Raw genomic sequence first — 16,634 nt, 5'->3', positions numbered from 1 at the left:
AACCTTCACCGCTAATCATTGTTGCATGATAGTGGTGAAGGTTTTTAAATGTTATTTTGTATCAGTAAGAATCCATTGGATTTTCACACTGTACTGTGCGTCTTTATGGATGCTGCTTCCATCCATAAATTTCAGCAGAATACCTTCGTCATTAGCCCATTGAATCTTATGAATTGCTGGGGTATTCGCGTCACTCTGTGCAATTTGAAATCGCTGGTTAAGCTTCAACTCGTGGTCGATAGCGTTGCCATCACGATAAACAATGATGCCATCAGCATTACTATAGTCACCGTTTGTTGCTTCAAGTGGTGTTATAACTTGAACTTCGAGTTTCCAACCTGCTCCTTTTGAACGGTTGTCAATGATTTCGAGTTCAGTATCTGATCCGTGTCTGTTGAATACGGTGGGTTTATTTGGGATTGCATTGATACCGAAATTAAGGGTTGAGGGCATGACCCCAAAACGTAGACTTCCCGTTTCCGCAAAGTTATAGATAAAGTTTCCAAATGTCTCAAGCTGAATCTCAGCTGAATCTAAAGGATCGGTGTTTGCGATGAAATTACCCTGTGCATCTGCACGTGCAATCGTCGATTTTAGAATTCCGTTGCTGAGATAAGTTACACGTACTTGCCCATAGGGTACGAAAATCCCTGTAATGGTTTCACCTCCCGCTTCCGCATTCGCGGTTACGGGTTCTGGAGTACCGATTGAGAATATCTTTGTTTTGCTGCCATCAAAGGAGAGGGTATCGACAGGGTTATCCCAACCATCGCCTGCGAAGTCATTTACAGTGAATGTGAATGACTCATTGGACACTTTATTTCCCAGATATTTAAATGATAATGTTCCAAGCGCTTCATCATCACGCTCAAATCGTGCACGTGATTTATGAGTGAAGCCATCGAAATTTTCTTTATTTCCAAAGACATCCCATTGATTCATTTGGTGTCCTTGTAATGTCATATCTACTGCTGTATTGCCGGTACGAATAAGTTTGCTTACATTGTTTCCGATTAACAGCAGGTGTGCGTCGCTGTTTTCGGAGGTTTTCTTGAAAGAAAATACTGTTCCAGTAAGTTCAATCAGAGAATCTAATGTGCTGTTCCCAGAGTCGATCGTCACAACTGAATCTGTAGTGTTGATTTCTCTTGCTTTAAGCAGTGTCGCATTTGCTGCATTGGAATTGGGTGTTGACAATGAAACGCTCGCATTCGAGAATGATACGGTTCCAACTGCTCCAACCATAGGAATGTTTTGTGTATCTGCCTTGATATCAAGTTTTGAATTCTCGAGAATAAACGAAGTAGTATCAACGTGTGATACAAGATTTCCGCCTTCTTCAGCGTAATGCATGGTGATATCCGAATTGTTGTGTGCTTCAAATTCAATGACATTATAGAGAAGTCGAGGCGCAATATCTAGGTTGGTCTTCCGAGCAATATGTCTTGCAGTTGTATTGTTAAGAATCAGCTTGCGTGCGGTTATCGTCGATGCATATGTTTGATCAAATTTTGTATCGAATAAGCTATCAATAAAACTTGTAGTTGTTGCTCCTTTGTTGTAAATAAATGCTAATTTATTGTTGTAGGATCCGTCGGTAGCAACTTTTAGTGAACTCTTGGTAAGACCTTTGAAATCATTTGTTTCGATAAACGGTGCAACCATGTCTCCTGAGAATTGTACATCAATTGAACTTTCGTTAATCTCAAGACTTGGTCCTGAATAGAGGCGACTGTTCCATGCTCCTGCTTTAACTGAAAGATCAATATTGTTTAGACTCATCATCCCAGTTGATGCCGTTAAAAAATGTACGGGTGATACATTACCTATGGCTGTGACATTGATTTCGACATTGTGCATCGTGTTAATGTTTGCGGATGTGAAGAGTGAAGCTGAAATGTCTTTAGCGGAAGTTATGTTAATAACTGATTTTGAGAGGCTATCGGCTGTAATTGTTGAACCAAAGAGAATGCTATTCTTGATGGTATCCCCTTCGATATTGATGGTTGAATCGGTGAGTGTAAAGGGTTGGTTCGCACCAGAAGATCCAAGGACAAGCGGTCCTGTCGGTGTATAGGTTCCAAATTTAAGTGTATAAGTGCTCGATTGGAGTCGATTGAATGTCGGTACTCGAAAGGGGTTTGCACCCATGGTTTGTTTTGCAGCAAACGATACATCCGAATTATCAATCTTTGCCTCATTACCTTGGAAAATAGGTGTGTTAATCACATTTGCACGAATATCGACGACAGAGTTCGAAATTTCTATCGGTTGTGTTGTTATCGAGGTAATCATCGGAGCAGTTATTGCACGTCCGATGGTATCTCCTACATTTGTAGTAATCGTTGAGTCGGTCATTTTAAATGTTGTTGCGAGGTCGATGAGTGTGACTTGTGAGAATAAATCGATGTTAAGGTCGATATGTGCACCGTTACGTAGTGTAAGGCTTCTTAGACTAAAGAGCGCGTAACTCGCTTGAGAACCATTGTGTTTATAAGTAATTTTTCCACCATCGATGTCAGCATCTGCAGCGCGTGCTGCATAAAGGATTGACTCGATGTTTGACGTTGCAAATGGTCGATCAACATTTAATTCAGAACCTGGACGCATTGTAAAAGAGCTTGCAGAACCCTCGAGATAAAAGACTGCGGATGTCCCTTGGGTTGATGGCTGCGTCATGTTCAATATTGAGTTTTCTTCGAACACGATTGTAGTAGATACGGAACGATTACTCATCCCTCTTTTTGATGATACAGTCACATTCGAGTTTTCTTTAAATGTAAAGGAGTTATTATTACCCATTGTGAAGGTTTCATAGGTGTTATCAGTGTGACGAATAGAAACATTGCCCTCAAATTGAACATGTTTTACATCGCCAACCTCACGTGAGACACTCCCGAATGACCCTTCACCAATAATGACGTCAGAGTTGCGATAAATCGCTCTCCCGTTCGCATTCTCGGTTATTCTGGGGCCATGGTAACTTATGTTATCGTAGATAAGAACAGTATTTGCCGTGCCACCAGTTATGTAGATTGTTCCGTGGTTGTTCTGGCCCTTAATGTCCATATTTCTAAGTGTGAACGTTACGGGGGCACTGGTCGAGTGTCTGATGGTATTTCCGGTAGTGGATGAATTAAACTCATTATAAGTATGTCTTATGCCTGTGAGGGGGTTCGTTCCGTCAATTGTGAAAGAGTAACCACTTGGGATAACAATTCCACCAGAAAGTCCATCGATATCGGCGCCCAGATAATATGTAGTATAGTTGCCGTTGCCGCTGCTTTCGATAAGTGATTTTAGCTCTGAGAATGTTGTAACGATAACCTCATTGCTGGACAACTCAAAAGGAGCAACTTGTAGTACATCTTCTTCGATCGTTGTATCAGACGAGGAGTCTTCCGGCGTTGCGGTAGGATCGTTCGGATTTTCCGCAAGTGCATCACTATCCATTTCGATTGGGTCGGAGTCTTCGTTGATATCTTCATCATTCTCAATCTCGATTTCGTCGTTTTCTTGATTTTCACCTTCACCCGTTGTTACCTCAGTAGTGTGAATAATTTCTTTGTTTTTATTTGTATCGTTGTTGTTTGATTCTTGATACGAGTCGTCCGCTGATACACTGAGTACCGTTACGGCCAGTGCAATCAGTATTAATGACGCAGTGATTTTCTTTAGCATTTTGGTATTCCCCCTCTAATTCTGTACGCATACGCAAATATTTATATGTGGTTGGTTGTAAGAAGCGTTTGGTTCACCTTCTGTATACCCACCTTATATGATAAAGCATTGTGTTTAATTTACAAAATTCATAAACTTAATAAAGCGCTATTTTCACAAAAAATTATCAATTATTTTAGATTTGCGTTTATTCATGACATAAATGAGTCGTTTTAGAACATGGGAAATTTTGTGGGAATCGCGACAAATGTTCCTCTTAATGGGTTATTCAGATGGTCAGGGTGATTAAAATAGAATAAATATGTGTTATGATGCTATGAAATGCACAAAAAAAGACATCACAATTTTATGTGGTGTCTGCATTCGTATAATTTAAGAAAAATTGGAGCGGGTGAGGAGAATCGAACTCCCGTAGCCAGCTTGGAAGGCTGGAGTTTTACCATTAAACTACACCCGCAAAAATGGTGGAGGTTAACGGGCTCGAACCGCTGACCCTCTGCTTGTAAGGCAGATGCTCTCCCAACTGAGCTAAACCTCCGGTACAACTACATATATTTTAACAATACTGTCTTCTAAAGTAAAGCAAGTATTTATATGCGTGTTAATCTTTCAATCTAATAATATCCTGGAAACCAGACTCCAAAATATCGATGAGCGTTTCATCCATATAAAGAAAGTCATCGAGGAGGTGTAAGCAAACAATAGGGCGTACCTCAAGAATGTCTCGGTACTTGCTTCGAATGCGCATGGTATGTTTCTTTTCCATGGTTACAATAATGTCTGCCCAACCAAGCATGCCTTCGGTTACCTTAATTCGAGCATTGTTTTCGGTGCCGGCGGATCGAACTTCGTGACCATCGATGCCATTAAGAACGGATTCAGCAGTTAGACTCCTGCGTCTGTTTTGACTGCATAAATATAGAATTTTCAAAATGTTTCCTCACTTATTAGTATTCATTAGCCTTCGGTTTACGAACAAACGATAGCGCGTGTTCATCACAGCCTCCGAACATCATAAAGTTCCTTTGTGCTTGCCGTAGTGAAATGTGATTGGGTCCAGAGATTATATCTAAATCAACAACTCCATCGTCTTCCCAAAAACATACGGGACAAATATCGTAATTACCAAATTCCTTCAGTGTTTTGTAGTTGCAACAAGGGCACCGGAGTTTTGTGTTATTCTTCCGAAATAGTTTTCTCATTCTACATCACCTTCTCAAAATCAGTGTTTAAATACAAATAAAAAGTTGCCGAAGCAACTGTAAGTATCTATATTGGAGCGGGTGAGGAGAATCGAACTCCCGTAGCCAGCTTGGAAGGCTGGAGTTTTACCATTAAACTACACCCGCATATAATTAATAAGAATGGTGTCCCGTGTAGGACTTGAACCTACGACCCACTGATTAAAAGTCAGTTGCTCTACCACCTGAGCTAACGGGACAGAATGGTGGGGAGAGACGGATTCGAACCGCCGAACCCTAAGGAGATGATTTACAGTCACCCGCGTTTAGCCACTTCGCTATCTCCCCAATTCTGAGATATTCTTATTAAAGATGGTGCCGACTAGAGGACTTGAACCCCCAACCTACTGATTACAAATCAGTTGCTCTACCAATTGAGCTAAGTCGGCAATGGTGGAGGTTAACGGGCTCGAACCGCTGACCCTCTGCTTGTAAGGCAGATGCTCTCCCAACTGAGCTAAACCTCCATGGCGCCTTGTTTCCTTAACGCCTTAATAATATACCATACGGCTAAGAGAATAGTCAACATAAAAACGACATTATTTCCAAATAATTTGAAACAACGAAAATATCGGCTTGGAAAGGGGGTTTGAGCATAAAAAAAACACCTCGAATTCAAGGTGTTTAATTGCATATTATGGTGCTTATTGCATCAATGTTTGTGCTGCAGTAATGATAGCAAGTTTGTAGACATCTTCTTCATTACATCCGCGTGATAAATCAGAAATTGGTTTGTTCAATCCTTGTAAGATTGGTCCAATTGCTTCAAATCCACCAAGACGTTGTGCAATCTTGTAACCGATGTTACCGGATTGAATTTCTGGGAAGATGAAGACTTTTGCTTGTCCAGCAACTTCTGATCCTGGTGCTTTGAGTTCAGCGACTGCTGGAACAAATGCTGCATCAAATTGCAGTTCACCATCAATTTTAAAGTCAGGTGCTAATTCTTGAGCAATGCGTGTTGCTTCAACAACTTTTTCAACATCTGGTCCACTTGCTGATCCTTTGGTAGAAAAACTCATCATTGCGACGATTGGATCAATACCGAACAATTCAGCAGTACGTGCTGATTCAACAGCAATCTCTGCAAGTTCTTGTGCATTTGGATTAATATTGATAGCACAATCTGAGAAGAGGTATGTTTCATTACGTTTTGTCATAATGAACGCACCACTTGTACGTGAAATTCCTGGTTTTGTTTTGATGATTTGTAATGCTGGACGCACTGTGTCACCAGTAGAGTGAATTGCACCACTCACCATGGCATCAGCCAATCCCATATAGGTTAACATTGTACCAAAGTAGTTAACATTTTGAATCCACTTGAATCCATCTTCTTTGCTTAGTTTCCCGTTACGACGTTCAACCAAAGCATCGACCATTGCTTCTTTTGCTTCATATGTTTCTGGGTTGATAATCTCTAACTTATCAATCATGAAACCTATACCTTTTGCTACTTCTGCAATTTCATCCTTATCCCCTAATAATATTGGATGTAATAGATTGTCAGAAGCTAAACGAACTGCTGCCCCAATAATTCGAGCGTCTGAACCTTCAGGGAAGACAACTTTAATGTTCTTGCCTGTGATTTTAGACTTTAATCCTTCAAATAGTGCCATAATGAATCAATATCCTCCTAATTTCATTCTGTAATATTATATCATGATGACACGTGTATGAATCGATAATGCAAAAAAAGAACACTTAAATTGAGTGTTTCCCATTGTATTTAGGATTGAACGGAACAAACTTAGTGATATTATTTGATAATGTATCCTTTTCTTTATTATATAAAGGCATGATAGTAAGTGCTTTGAATTTTCTCAAACTCGCAAATATACTAAGTATCCCCACTAAAAAGGGGTTAAAAGATAAATTCTAAATTATTTACAATTAGGGCTTGAAATGTCTTTGCCTTATGATATAATGAGTAAGCAATAAACGAGAAAGACATTGGGCCATAGCCAAGCGGTAAGGCATCAGACTTTGACTCTGACATTCCCTGGTTCGATCCCAGGTGGCCCAGCCATGGACAACCAACAGCCGGTAGATTATATCTATCGGCTTTTTTTATTGTCCTAGGAGGTGAACTATGAACAGTCAACTATCTACAATATATAGATTATTTGTTGTCGACGTTGTAGCAGAAGTTGGATCAATGAACAAATTATCAAGATTATCAGGGGTTTCGCGTCAGATGATTAGACGATTCTTAGAGGACGAGTACTCAATGACCGTTGAGAACCTGGATAAAATAACAAACGCAGTTGGGTATGACACTAATTACGTATTTAAAAAATACGGAGTTGCTGAAGCAAAGTAAAAAAGAGCCTGGTGGCTCTCGAACGGTACAAAGTTCAATTTTACAATCTTACACGGAATTGGCGTTCCAAGTAAGACCCAGCAACATCTGTTAAATTTATACAAATTCATCAAATTGTTGTTTTCAACATACCCACACTTTAAGTGCGACCTGTTGTTTACATTATACAACAATTTTATGAATAATCAAATGTTTACGATCAGAAACAACATTTAATATGCATGGAAAGACGGTGATTCATTGAAATTTCACGATAATCAGCAATTCACGCTGAACAAACACTTACAAAACTAAATAAATTCGATTTTAAATCCCTTAAAGTAAGGACGGCGAGCCGTCGTTACCTTATATATATCGACGATACATGGAATGGAGATTAGTTGCTGAATGAGTAAAAAGTTAAAAGGTGAGTTGTCACTCAAGATTAATGAAGATACTGGGAAGATGGAGGAAGTCATTTATGGCCGTCCAACTCCAGTAAGGAACTTGAAACGGTTAATGTCTTCGTACTTCAATAAACACCGATTTGTTAAGGCAAGTTGGAGCAAAAGTGCAAAGCAAATGGAAGTAAATGAAATGGTGGAATCTTATCTACAATATGTAGCACAACACAAAATGAGAAAGTACACAAAGGTTAGAGCAACTAACAAGACGTATGAAGCAATCCAAGGATGGAATATAACTTTGATGATTGATCATCACCTGGATGACTTAGGTGTAAAAAAGTTTGCAGATAAGTTTATGGATATTCTGTCTGGTGGTGAGAAACTTGGTTATGTAGTATTTGAAGCTCATGAGGGTGAATTTGGTCGCTACTTGCATATATGGGTCTGTGACTATGAATTCACTGGCAAAGCACGAGTTATCAAAAAGCGATATGAGAGGGCTGCATACAGGAATAAAATTACAAAGACATTTTGCAAAAAGGATGATCCAAATGCTGAATGCATATATAAGGCAGGCGATGTTGTTAAAGATAAGAACGGTGAAGATGTGGAGGTATCAGTACTATTTGGTATAACAAAGTGCGTCTCACTTGCTCATGAACCTAAATTTCTTTATCACAGAGTACGCCAGTGCATTATTGATACATATGCTTCATTGCAAGCAACTCAAAAACCAGTATGGCGATTTAAGAGGTTTCATATATGGTGGTCTAATCATGCAAAGTTAAACAAAATATATGCAGATATTAATCGAAAGCAGAAGATTATGGAACATACATTGATGTACTATCTTGAGGAACAAATGGTACACGACTATCGTGATGATGACTTTGGGACTGTGGGTTATGCATCACGGACTATTGATGAAGTTGGATTTAAACTAACAAAAGCAGGTAGAGAACTAAAAGACATTTACTATCAATACTATGGAGCATTCAAAAACTATCATTTTACAGATAGTGATGGTACCTCACTGTCATTGATTGATACACGAAAAGGACGCGAAGCATTGTTTGAAAACATACAACGTCTTTGGAATCGGTTTAAATTAAATATTCAACAATTGGTTAAACGATATGATTTGAAAGAACTCACTCTGAGTAATTAGGAGGAAAATAAATATGCTAAAAACAACCGTGTACGCAACAATAGGAGATAGAAGATTTACTTGGAATCGCGATATTGACACAATCCATGAACACATTGATGATTTTGATTTTCCGATTGTGCATCGCATACATTATCCGCAATATCGAAAATTAGTGCTTGCCATAGTTGATTCATTGACGAAAGAACAGAAAGATGAATTGATATACGGAATCGACTTTAACAGGGAACAGACGGTATAGTTATGAAACACTACAATATAACATACTCAAGTTTATCCAAAGAAAAGACATTGGAATGTGTTGTGCAAGGTAATACTAAACTTGATGCAATAATGGAAATGCTAGAGAGAATAAATAGAGGTGATATTGATCCGCCCACCATTTGTAACGAACAAGGAGAGTATAAATATGAAAAATAAAATGATAATTGAAAAACTTGGAAATAGACCATTAGGTAGGATTATTGCAGTTGCAAATCAAAAGGGCGGAGTTGGAAAGACTACGACAAGTATTAGCTTAGCAACTGGCTTAGCGCAACTGGGGTATAAGGTACTACTGAAAGATGCTGATACAACGGGCTCCGCAACATTGTGGGTAGATAGCATTTTTAACTCACTTTCAAAAGATGAAACAATGCTATTTGACTTTGAAATTGCTAACAAAACATCATTATCACGAAATTACGAACGGTATGACTTTGTGATTATTGATACACCACCACAGGAAACGATGATTATGGATGCTTCAATTAAGGTAGCAGACTATGTTGTGATACCCACTGCACCAACGCTACTTGATATGGATCGTGTTATGGAGATTCGCAGGCTCATTGACAATAAGCCATGCAAAGTCCTGCTAACGCAGATTAAACTAAATACAATAACTTATCGTGCTGCTAAAGATATATTTAAAGAACAAGAAATAGATTTCTTCAACACTGGAATCGCACATCGTGAAGCAGTCGTCCAAAGCATAGGGCAATTACCAAGTGACGATGCAATGCGAGATTATCGAGATATAGTCAGTGAACTTTTAACTGATTTAGGTTGTGAGGTGAGTGCATGAGTAAATCAAATATCGAACGTGCGGGGTTCGGAATGCTTAGAATGAATCGTGACCCCGTACAATCAACACGCGAGATTATGATTGATACAGGTGATAGCGATTATTTGGACTTGAACATCTATGATTTAGTCGTAAATGATAACAACCCTTATCCAGTTAATGAAATTGATGAACTTGTTGAATCTATCAAAGTATATGGTCTTCAACAAAATCTCGTTGTAAAAGACCAGGGAAATGGAAAGTATGTAATCTACGCAGGTCATAAGCGATACACGGCAATGATGAAGATACTTGAAGACAATCCTAATAATGAGTATGTTCATCTTGAAACAGTAAAGTGCCTCGTGCTAAGCCGAAGTGAAAATGAAATTGTTTCCCACATACGAAAACACGAAACAAATACGCTGACACGATCACTTTTGAAAATGAGTGATGAAGAAAAGATGCGAGCAGTTGAAGATTTCATGCATTGGATAAATCTCGCAAGAGATGAAGGCATTGAAATTAACGGTAAGCCGATTAAGGGTAAGACCCGTGACTTGGTTGCTGAAAGGTTTGGTATCAGCGAGAGTTCCGCTAAACGTATTATGCAAAACATCAAACAAAAAGACGAAGGGGGTCAAATGACCCCCTAGAGGATTCAGTTGATATTGATAAGGAAGTTGGCAAATTAAGTAAACAACTTCAAAAGGTTTATTGTAGTTTGGAAGACATAAATAGTGACATTGACAGTGACCAAAAGGAAACACTTTGTCGCTGGATTCGTGATATAGAGTCATTGATTCGCTAAAACAAAATATTTGTACATTGTGCATCTTAAAATGTGACTCGGCATTGAGGTTGATATGTTCTCAATCTTGCCAGCAAGACAAACTTTAATACAGGTTGAATAAATCTGTATAAACTTAACAAGGAGGTAATCATGATTAATTATAAACATGGTTCAAGAATTAATGCTAAGAGGGGATGGCTTATCATTGATGGTAAGGGGGACGAGTTTTCAATTAAAATCTCTCATATAGACGCAGTTAAGTTTAAACGCAATACACGTAAAGTAACGAAAAATCAAAGTGATGCTGAAATCATATTCACAAGGGGTAGTGAAATGATTGCTAAATTACAGTTCGATAACATGGCACTTGCAAAAGATACTTATCAGAGGGTGAGTAATATAATTTATGGATCACAAAGGAAAGAGGTAGAGTCAAATGAATAATGTAGGATTGGTAGGAACGATTTATAAGGAAATGCGCTACATCGAAAAGAAAGGTGATATACCATCATTTATTAGTTTCAAGTTGCGAGTGTTTAACTACTTTGATAAAAAGAAGAACAAGGAAATGTACTCGTATATACCGTGCAGTGCTAGTGACTGGGTTGCTAACCATATACATAAGTACTTTAAGTCTGGTTCTGCAATCATTATTAACGATGCGAAAATCGTAAATAATAACTGGGAAGACAAAGATGGCAACAAACATTATGATCTAGTTGTCTCAGTCAGTGGGGTTCAGTTCCCAGTAACAGACTATAAGGAACAACCCGTACAGCCGAAACCATACAGTACTGAAGTGAATGAACCACAAGACGAAACCACGGATTATCCAACAGATGAAGAATTTGCGGAAATGTTTGGTGAGTCTGATACGTTTCCATTCTAAGTTTAAACTGTACAGTATTGATGATATAATTAATTTATACATGGGGATGTAAAGCATAAGGAGACCTGGGAGGTATGACTTATGTCAAAAATTAAAGAATGGCTTAAGCCAACTAAAAACAAAGTAATAACTGGAGTTGTTGCTGCACTCATTGTAGTATCATGTAGTTTTGGAATCTATGCAGTAATTAACGCATCTTCAGAGCCGACAATAACTTTCAAAGAAAATATCGTTTTTGAATATGGTGACAAGATTGATAAAGACGCATTGTGGAATAAAGTTGTTGATACAACTGCAACAACTGAGACGTATCCAGTTGTTCGTACTGATGTAAATACTTCAGTTGTAACAAAGGACAATCAAACCAATGTCGCAGTGCTGGTTATTGATAATGCTGGCAAGGAATATAGATATGATTTCAAATACACAGTAACCGATACCAAAAAGCCTGTACTTGAAAACATCAAAGATGTGACTTTATACATCGGAGATTCGTTTGAGCCAACAAAACTCTTTACAGCAAGTGATCCCGTTGATGGAAAACTAACAGTTAAGATTGATGGTGGCTATGATGTTAAAACTGCAGGGACATACCAACTCAACGCAAGCGCCACTGATAAGAATGGTAATGTTACAACACAACCATTCAAGTTGATTGTTAAAGAAGTCGTGAGCGAAGATGATGAAGTAATCACATCTTCTATTACAAAGCAACCAAATACTGGGAATAGCAATGGCGGAAATGATAACAACACATCATGGACTGGGAATGGTAGTTCAAATGGCAATAACGGTGACGATACATCATATGTTCCACCAGTTGAAGAAGTTCCAAGTATACCAGAGATTCCAACACGCCCTGGACCATCTGCACCAAGCGGTATGATTTACTATAATGACTATGGAACTACAGATGCATGCATTGCAGATGCGAGAAATCAAGCGCTCCTTCATATGGATGAATGGATTAATAGTTACTGTGATGATAATGGATACATGTATTATGAACCGAACTAAGAGCGAAATCGCTCTTTTTTTATTACTCAAGTCTATGAACATAACTAAAAGAGGGAGAGCTCCATAAAAAAAGAATCACTAAACGACAGTTTGAACTGTCGTTTTTATTTTATATATAAGCACAAGGAGGAACAAAATGCGTAAATATAGAATTAAAATTAAAAGACTAAGAAAAGCAGTATCAACTTTGTCTATAACAATTATGACTGCGGTATTGTTGCTAACAGGAATGACGAGCAATATCAGTGCAGGTCATGACGAAATTTATACCAACCAGGATAAAAGTGCTCATGTTATAGTGAATCGAACTTTGAGCGATGATGAACTAACATTATCATTTCAAGTTCAATCTGATGATTCAGTTGAAATCTTGGATATAACCAAAGAGAATGTATCAATCAAGAACGATGGAATATATCAAGATAAAATCGTGGGACAAAACGGTGACTACAAATATATAGTTAAAATCTCTCGTCAACTATTAGTTGAAGAGGATGACGAAGTAGTAAAAACGATTGATCGTGATGAAACTTTTGAATTCACAGTATCTATTGATGAAATTAGTGTGGTCAGGGGTAATGATGGAATAACAGAGAGTGAGGAAGTAACAGAAAACGCTGTTGAACAAGAAGACTATAGAACCATTAAACTTGATGAAGTCATGTATACCGTTGACGGTCTTGATGTTGTGGCGGAACTCGACTACATACCAGATATGGAAGATGTGTTGAATCTACCACAAGGCTATCGAGCAATTATTACACTTGAGGGGAATACTTTAATTGTAAAGAATAGTGAAGAGTTACAGTCACGACTCATGGAGAATTATGCCAGTGGTGCCGTTACTACAGGGAGCGTTCTGTCAAGTGGTGTTTCATTTTATTGGAAAGCAAATACATCTTATTATTGGGAAGATATTGCTTTTACTGAAATCACTGTTAATGGGCAAGTGGCATATTGTATTGAGCCATCTGTTCTCAATGTAAGTACCTCTGGTGCAACTGGCACTGACTTTTCATCTATTGGTGAAGTATGGGTAATGAGTGGAAATTTAAGTACACAAATTTCCAACGACACAAAAAGAGCGATAGAGCTAATTTCAAATTATGGATATGCGTATCCAGGACATCAAACACAAGCTTATAGATGGGCTACGCAAATACTAATCTTTGAAGAAATCGGATGGGGTTTTTATTCCTATGGAAGTCTAAATCCTGAAAGTGAAATAAACGAAATTAAGAATCTAATTACAACACATTCCAATAGACCAACCTGGCACGGAAATATAAAAGAAGTATTACCAAACGAAACAGTGACACTAACTGATCCGTCATTGCCATATTTTGATATTGCCCCTGAAACTGTAGGGCTGCAAATAATTTCAAAAACGGGAACAACCATTACTGTTAAGGTTATTTCAGATAATGCAAAATTGATTCTTGAAAAAAAACGAGGAAGTGAAAAAGGGACTTCATTTGTATACTCTGATGGCTTAACACAGAAGGTCGGATATTTTAAACTTATGGACCCCGGTTTTACAAATATAAGCTTTAAATTATTGAAATCAACAATCACATTCAACAAGACCGACGACACAGGAAGACCCGTTGCTGGACTTGGTATTGAAGCATCATACTCACAAGACTTCTCGGTACTTATTGGTCGTTATACTACAGATTCAAATGGTTCATTTAAGATTACAGACCGTGAAATCAATCGCACACTTTACTATCGTGAGTATTCAGCGCCGGAAGGAATTGTAATTGATCCAACAATCAAAGCATTCACTCCAACTGGAGTGGCACACACGATTAATATTGTGAATGATGTTCGTCAGTTGTTAATTGGCAAGGTCAGTCCAGAGGGTGACCCACTACAAGCAACGTTTGAATTGTATCGTAATTATTATTCAGAGAACCCCGAACTTGTAACTACAGTTACCACAAGCGAACTCGACGGATTAGCACTCATTGATTACCTTGATAAAGGTCTGTACACTGCTAAGGAAATTTGGGTACAGGAACCATATTATGTTGATGTGAATAACAACACACAAGACATCATTGTTGATGATATTCGTGGAATCTCGAAATATGAAATTGAGTTCACGAATGAAAAGGTCACAGGTGAATATGTTATCGAAAAGAAGGATGCCAAGAACGGCGTTGCGATTGAAGGCGTTGAATACGGAATCTATGACATCACAGACTTACAACTTGATGAAGACACAGAACTCACGTATGCGGATGTTAAAGCGTTAGAGGCGTACGAAACAAAACTCACCAATGAATTGGGAGGGGTAACCTTTGATGCCCTTGATATAAGCCGTAAATGGGTTGTGATTGAGTTGTCAGCCCCATACGGATACGTAGTTGATGAAACACTAAACTATGTTGAATTTGAGTATGTGGACTGTGACACACCGGTCATAACTCACGTTGCAGAACTGCTTAATGAACGACTACAAGTCACAGTTAAAGGGGTCAAGGTTGATAGTGTCACAAACAGTCAGATTATTTCCAAGTTCTTCGTGTTACAACTTAAGGATTCAGAAGGAAATATTGTGCCAATTGATCATAAAGATGAAGACGGTACACATTATTGGAAAGTAGATGCTCTTGAGTTTTATGAGCTAAGTGAAGTGAATGCGCCAATTGGATATATCTTATCAACTGAAATTAAGATTGTTGATACTTACGAAGAGAAAGCAGACCATCTCTACACTATCGAGTTTACAAATGATGCCGAGCCTGTACCGTTGCCACAAACTGGGATTGCTGATAACAACCTCATGATGTTAGCACTCTTAATTATCGTATTGGGAGCAATCTTTGTTATAAGTGTTCGACGATCAAAACTTAAATTCAGTACTGACCTTTCCAGTTTCAATGCTGAAGTACCCAACGCACTTGTACATGGTACAACGCAAATCAAAGTGAATGATACGAAAATTGAAACGATAAAAACAAGCGATGTAAATAATGATACTGGCCATAATCAACATGACAAGGATAGTAAGGAAAGACAGGAGCGACCCAGCCATGAGAAAACACGGCGCATGGAGTAGCGCAATATTAGTAGCATTATTGATACTAATTACAGGTTGTAAATCACAGTCACTTTCGTTTATAAGCGAAAGTGAACTGCCTTATGACAAGGACTTTAATGTCTGTAGTCTTGTAGAGACTGTGAATGAACAGCGAATACCAATGCTACTTAATGACGGCAAAGAAATACATTATCAAGGGGATGTAATTACGTGCAATTCTAACAATATCAAATTGGATCCAAACAAAAAATTATCCATTGATTTTGATTTTAACGGTACGGTCTTCACGAAAGAAATTACATTTGTTGAAGCAGTTGCGGAGGTTCCACCGCTAATTGAACAACCAAAACCAATAGTACCGGAACAAAAACCAACGGTTGAAGTTCCACCAGTTGATCAACCAGAAGAGACTGAAACCGTGACTGATGGTCCACCTGAAGAACATCCGGAAACTGAAGAGATTGAAACACAACCACCTTATGTACCGGAAGTGCCCGTAAGCAACGTTGGTGAACATCGTAAGTTTCCTGTATCAGAAACTGTATCAATCTTTGATGCACAAAATGCTTGTGTAGCATATGCAAGCCAATATACAAATTTTAGCGGTTGTCGTGATGTACGCGACAGCAATAACTTAATTATTAGATTTGAAACATATTAAACGCGAAATGCGTAAGGAGATAACTTTAATGAAAAAACTATTGAAACGTATGAAATCAACGTACAAAAAAGCAATGAGCAATCGTACTGTAAATATCTGTACTTCACTTGTCATGGGGGCGGTGATTGGAATTGTATTTACTACAATTCCAACGTATGCAGACGTGGGCGAAGTAGACAGCTGGATAGTATCGGTAATCAAAACATTTCGACCATATTCATCATTAGTCGCGCTTGTATTTATACTTGGTGGCGGTGGTGGGCTCCTTTTGATCAACCAACGAAAACTTGTATTGCCACTTGTGGGAAGTGTTGCTGTAGGATGGTTAATCATTCAATATGGTGAGCCTGTATTGCGTGTCATCTTTCCAGCGTGAGACAC

The 16,634-nt window shown here is 38.4% G+C and carries 15 protein-coding genes and 8 tRNA genes; 12 read left to right on the top strand and 11 right to left on the bottom strand.

Annotation, left to right across the window (positions count from 1 at the left end; genetic code table 11):
- Window positions 1-51: 51 nt before the first annotated feature.
- From G7062_RS10645 to pta, 11 genes are all read right to left on the bottom strand, one after another.
- Entirely contained in the window at window positions 52-3,681 is a 3,630-nt protein-coding gene (locus G7062_RS10645; RefSeq protein ID WP_166065898.1) for a hypothetical protein, read from the bottom strand.
- Window positions 3,682-4,064: 383 nt separating this feature from the next.
- Window positions 4,065-4,138 (bottom strand) — tRNA-Gly (locus tag G7062_RS10640).
- A 5-nt stretch (window positions 4,139-4,143) separates the two neighbouring features.
- A tRNA-Val gene (locus G7062_RS10635) sits at window positions 4,144-4,219 on the bottom strand.
- A gap of 63 nt (window positions 4,220-4,282) precedes the next feature.
- Window positions 4,283-4,612 (bottom strand): protein tyrosine phosphatase, encoded by a 330-nt coding sequence (locus G7062_RS10630; protein ID WP_166065897.1) that lies wholly within the window; start codon window positions 4,610-4,612, stop codon window positions 4,283-4,285.
- Between the two features lie 16 nt (window positions 4,613-4,628).
- Window positions 4,629-4,883 carry a CPCC family cysteine-rich protein gene (locus G7062_RS10625; RefSeq protein ID WP_166065896.1) on the bottom strand — a complete coding sequence of 85 codons (255 nt, stop codon included), beginning with the start codon at window positions 4,881-4,883 and terminating at the stop codon, window positions 4,629-4,631.
- Between the two features lie 73 nt (window positions 4,884-4,956).
- Window positions 4,957-5,030 (bottom strand) — tRNA-Gly (locus G7062_RS10620).
- 16 nt (window positions 5,031-5,046) lie between these two features.
- Window positions 5,047-5,122 (bottom strand) — tRNA-Lys (locus G7062_RS10615).
- 4 nt (window positions 5,123-5,126) lie between these two features.
- Window positions 5,127-5,210, bottom strand: a tRNA-Tyr gene (locus G7062_RS10610).
- A gap of 25 nt (window positions 5,211-5,235) precedes the next feature.
- A tRNA-Thr gene (locus tag G7062_RS10605) sits at window positions 5,236-5,311 on the bottom strand.
- Window positions 5,312-5,313: 2 nt separating this feature from the next.
- A tRNA-Val gene (locus G7062_RS10600) sits at window positions 5,314-5,389 on the bottom strand.
- 177 nt (window positions 5,390-5,566) lie between these two features.
- Window positions 5,567-6,541 carry a phosphate acetyltransferase gene (gene pta / locus G7062_RS10595; protein WP_166065895.1) on the bottom strand — a complete coding sequence of 325 codons (975 nt, stop codon included), beginning with the start codon at window positions 6,539-6,541 and terminating at the stop codon, window positions 5,567-5,569.
- 335 nt (window positions 6,542-6,876) lie between these two features.
- On the opposite strand from pta, the gene G7062_RS10590 reads away from it, so the two are divergent.
- The 12 genes from G7062_RS10590 (at window position 6,877) to G7062_RS10535 (ending at window position 16,629) form a co-directional block, all read left to right on the top strand.
- Window positions 6,877-6,951: transfer RNA gene (locus G7062_RS10590), tRNA-Gln, on the top strand.
- 63 nt (window positions 6,952-7,014) lie between these two features.
- Window positions 7,015-7,245 carry a helix-turn-helix domain-containing protein gene (locus tag G7062_RS10585; RefSeq protein ID WP_166065894.1) on the top strand — a complete coding sequence of 77 codons (231 nt, stop codon included), beginning with the start codon at window positions 7,015-7,017 and terminating at the stop codon, window positions 7,243-7,245.
- 387 nt (window positions 7,246-7,632) lie between these two features.
- Entirely contained in the window at window positions 7,633-8,799 is a 1,167-nt protein-coding gene (locus G7062_RS10580) for a hypothetical protein (protein WP_166065893.1), read from the top strand.
- 13 nt (window positions 8,800-8,812) lie between these two features.
- Window positions 8,813-9,040 carry a hypothetical protein gene (locus G7062_RS10575; RefSeq protein WP_166065892.1) on the top strand — a complete coding sequence of 76 codons (228 nt, stop codon included), beginning with the start codon at window positions 8,813-8,815 and terminating at the stop codon, window positions 9,038-9,040.
- Window positions 9,041-9,208: 168 nt separating this feature from the next.
- The gene (locus G7062_RS10570) at window positions 9,209-9,865 is read left to right on the top strand and encodes a ParA family protein (protein ID WP_166065891.1); all 657 of its coding nucleotides are present in this window, start codon (window positions 9,209-9,211) and stop codon (window positions 9,863-9,865) included.
- Window positions 9,862-10,500 carry a ParB/Srx family N-terminal domain-containing protein gene (locus tag G7062_RS10565; protein WP_166065890.1) on the top strand — a complete coding sequence of 213 codons (639 nt, stop codon included), beginning with the start codon at window positions 9,862-9,864 and terminating at the stop codon, window positions 10,498-10,500. The genes G7062_RS10570 and G7062_RS10565 overlap by 4 nt, the downstream gene beginning before the upstream one ends.
- Window positions 10,501-10,787: 287 nt before the next feature.
- Window positions 10,788-11,081, top strand: coding sequence for a hypothetical protein (locus G7062_RS10560; protein ID WP_166065889.1), 294 nt, complete (start codon window positions 10,788-10,790; stop codon window positions 11,079-11,081).
- Window positions 11,074-11,526 (top strand): single-stranded DNA-binding protein, encoded by a 453-nt coding sequence (locus G7062_RS10555; RefSeq protein ID WP_166065888.1) that lies wholly within the window; start codon window positions 11,074-11,076, stop codon window positions 11,524-11,526. The genes G7062_RS10560 and G7062_RS10555 overlap by 8 nt, the downstream gene beginning before the upstream one ends.
- Before the next feature lie 81 nt (window positions 11,527-11,607).
- Complete coding sequence (locus tag G7062_RS10550; RefSeq protein ID WP_166065887.1) at window positions 11,608-12,543, top strand: DUF5011 domain-containing protein; 936 nt, start codon at window positions 11,608-11,610, stop codon at window positions 12,541-12,543.
- Window positions 12,544-12,679: 136 nt separating this feature from the next.
- Complete coding sequence (locus G7062_RS10545; protein ID WP_166065886.1) at window positions 12,680-15,610, top strand: LPXTG cell wall anchor domain-containing protein; 2,931 nt, start codon at window positions 12,680-12,682, stop codon at window positions 15,608-15,610.
- Window positions 15,585-16,253, top strand: a complete 669-nt coding sequence (locus tag G7062_RS10540) for a hypothetical protein (protein ID WP_166065885.1) — start codon at window positions 15,585-15,587, stop codon at window positions 16,251-16,253. Before G7062_RS10545 ends, G7062_RS10540 begins: the two co-directional genes overlap by 26 nt.
- A gap of 28 nt (window positions 16,254-16,281) precedes the next feature.
- A complete protein-coding gene (locus G7062_RS10535; protein WP_166065884.1) occupies window positions 16,282-16,629 on the top strand; it encodes a hypothetical protein in 348 nt (115 codons plus the stop codon).
- Window positions 16,630-16,634: the final 5 nt, after the last annotated feature.

Source organism: Erysipelothrix sp. HDW6C (assembly GCF_011299615.1).
In the GTDB taxonomy this organism is placed as follows: Bacteria; Bacillota_I; Bacilli_A; order Erysipelotrichales; family Erysipelotrichaceae; genus Erysipelothrix.
Note: the sequence above shows the minus strand (reverse complement) of the source record. Positions and strands in the feature narration are given on the sequence as shown.

Coding starts and splice junctions, on each gene's coding strand:
- G7062_RS10645 (WP_166065898.1), bottom strand. CDS start 3,681: ATGCTAAAGAAAATCACTGCGTCATTAATACTGATTGCACTGGCCGTA.
- G7062_RS10625 (WP_166065896.1), bottom strand. CDS start 4,883: ATGAGAAAACTATTTCGGAAGAATAACACAAAACTCCGGTGCCCTTGT.
- pta (WP_166065895.1), bottom strand. CDS start 6,541: ATGGCACTATTTGAAGGATTAAAGTCTAAAATCACAGGCAAGAACATT.
- G7062_RS10585 (WP_166065894.1), top strand. CDS start 7,015: ATGAACAGTCAACTATCTACAATATATAGATTATTTGTTGTCGACGTT.
- G7062_RS10580 (WP_166065893.1), top strand. CDS start 7,633: ATGAGTAAAAAGTTAAAAGGTGAGTTGTCACTCAAGATTAATGAAGAT.
- G7062_RS10575 (WP_166065892.1), top strand. CDS start 8,813: ATGCTAAAAACAACCGTGTACGCAACAATAGGAGATAGAAGATTTACT.
- G7062_RS10570 (WP_166065891.1), top strand. CDS start 9,209: ATGAAAAATAAAATGATAATTGAAAAACTTGGAAATAGACCATTAGGT.
- G7062_RS10565 (WP_166065890.1), top strand. CDS start 9,862: ATGAGTAAATCAAATATCGAACGTGCGGGGTTCGGAATGCTTAGAATG.
- G7062_RS10560 (WP_166065889.1), top strand. CDS start 10,788: ATGATTAATTATAAACATGGTTCAAGAATTAATGCTAAGAGGGGATGG.
- G7062_RS10555 (WP_166065888.1), top strand. CDS start 11,074: ATGAATAATGTAGGATTGGTAGGAACGATTTATAAGGAAATGCGCTAC.
- G7062_RS10550 (WP_166065887.1), top strand. CDS start 11,608: ATGTCAAAAATTAAAGAATGGCTTAAGCCAACTAAAAACAAAGTAATA.
- G7062_RS10545 (WP_166065886.1), top strand. CDS start 12,680: ATGCGTAAATATAGAATTAAAATTAAAAGACTAAGAAAAGCAGTATCA.
- G7062_RS10540 (WP_166065885.1), top strand. CDS start 15,585: ATGAGAAAACACGGCGCATGGAGTAGCGCAATATTAGTAGCATTATTG.
- G7062_RS10535 (WP_166065884.1), top strand. CDS start 16,282: ATGAAAAAACTATTGAAACGTATGAAATCAACGTACAAAAAAGCAATG.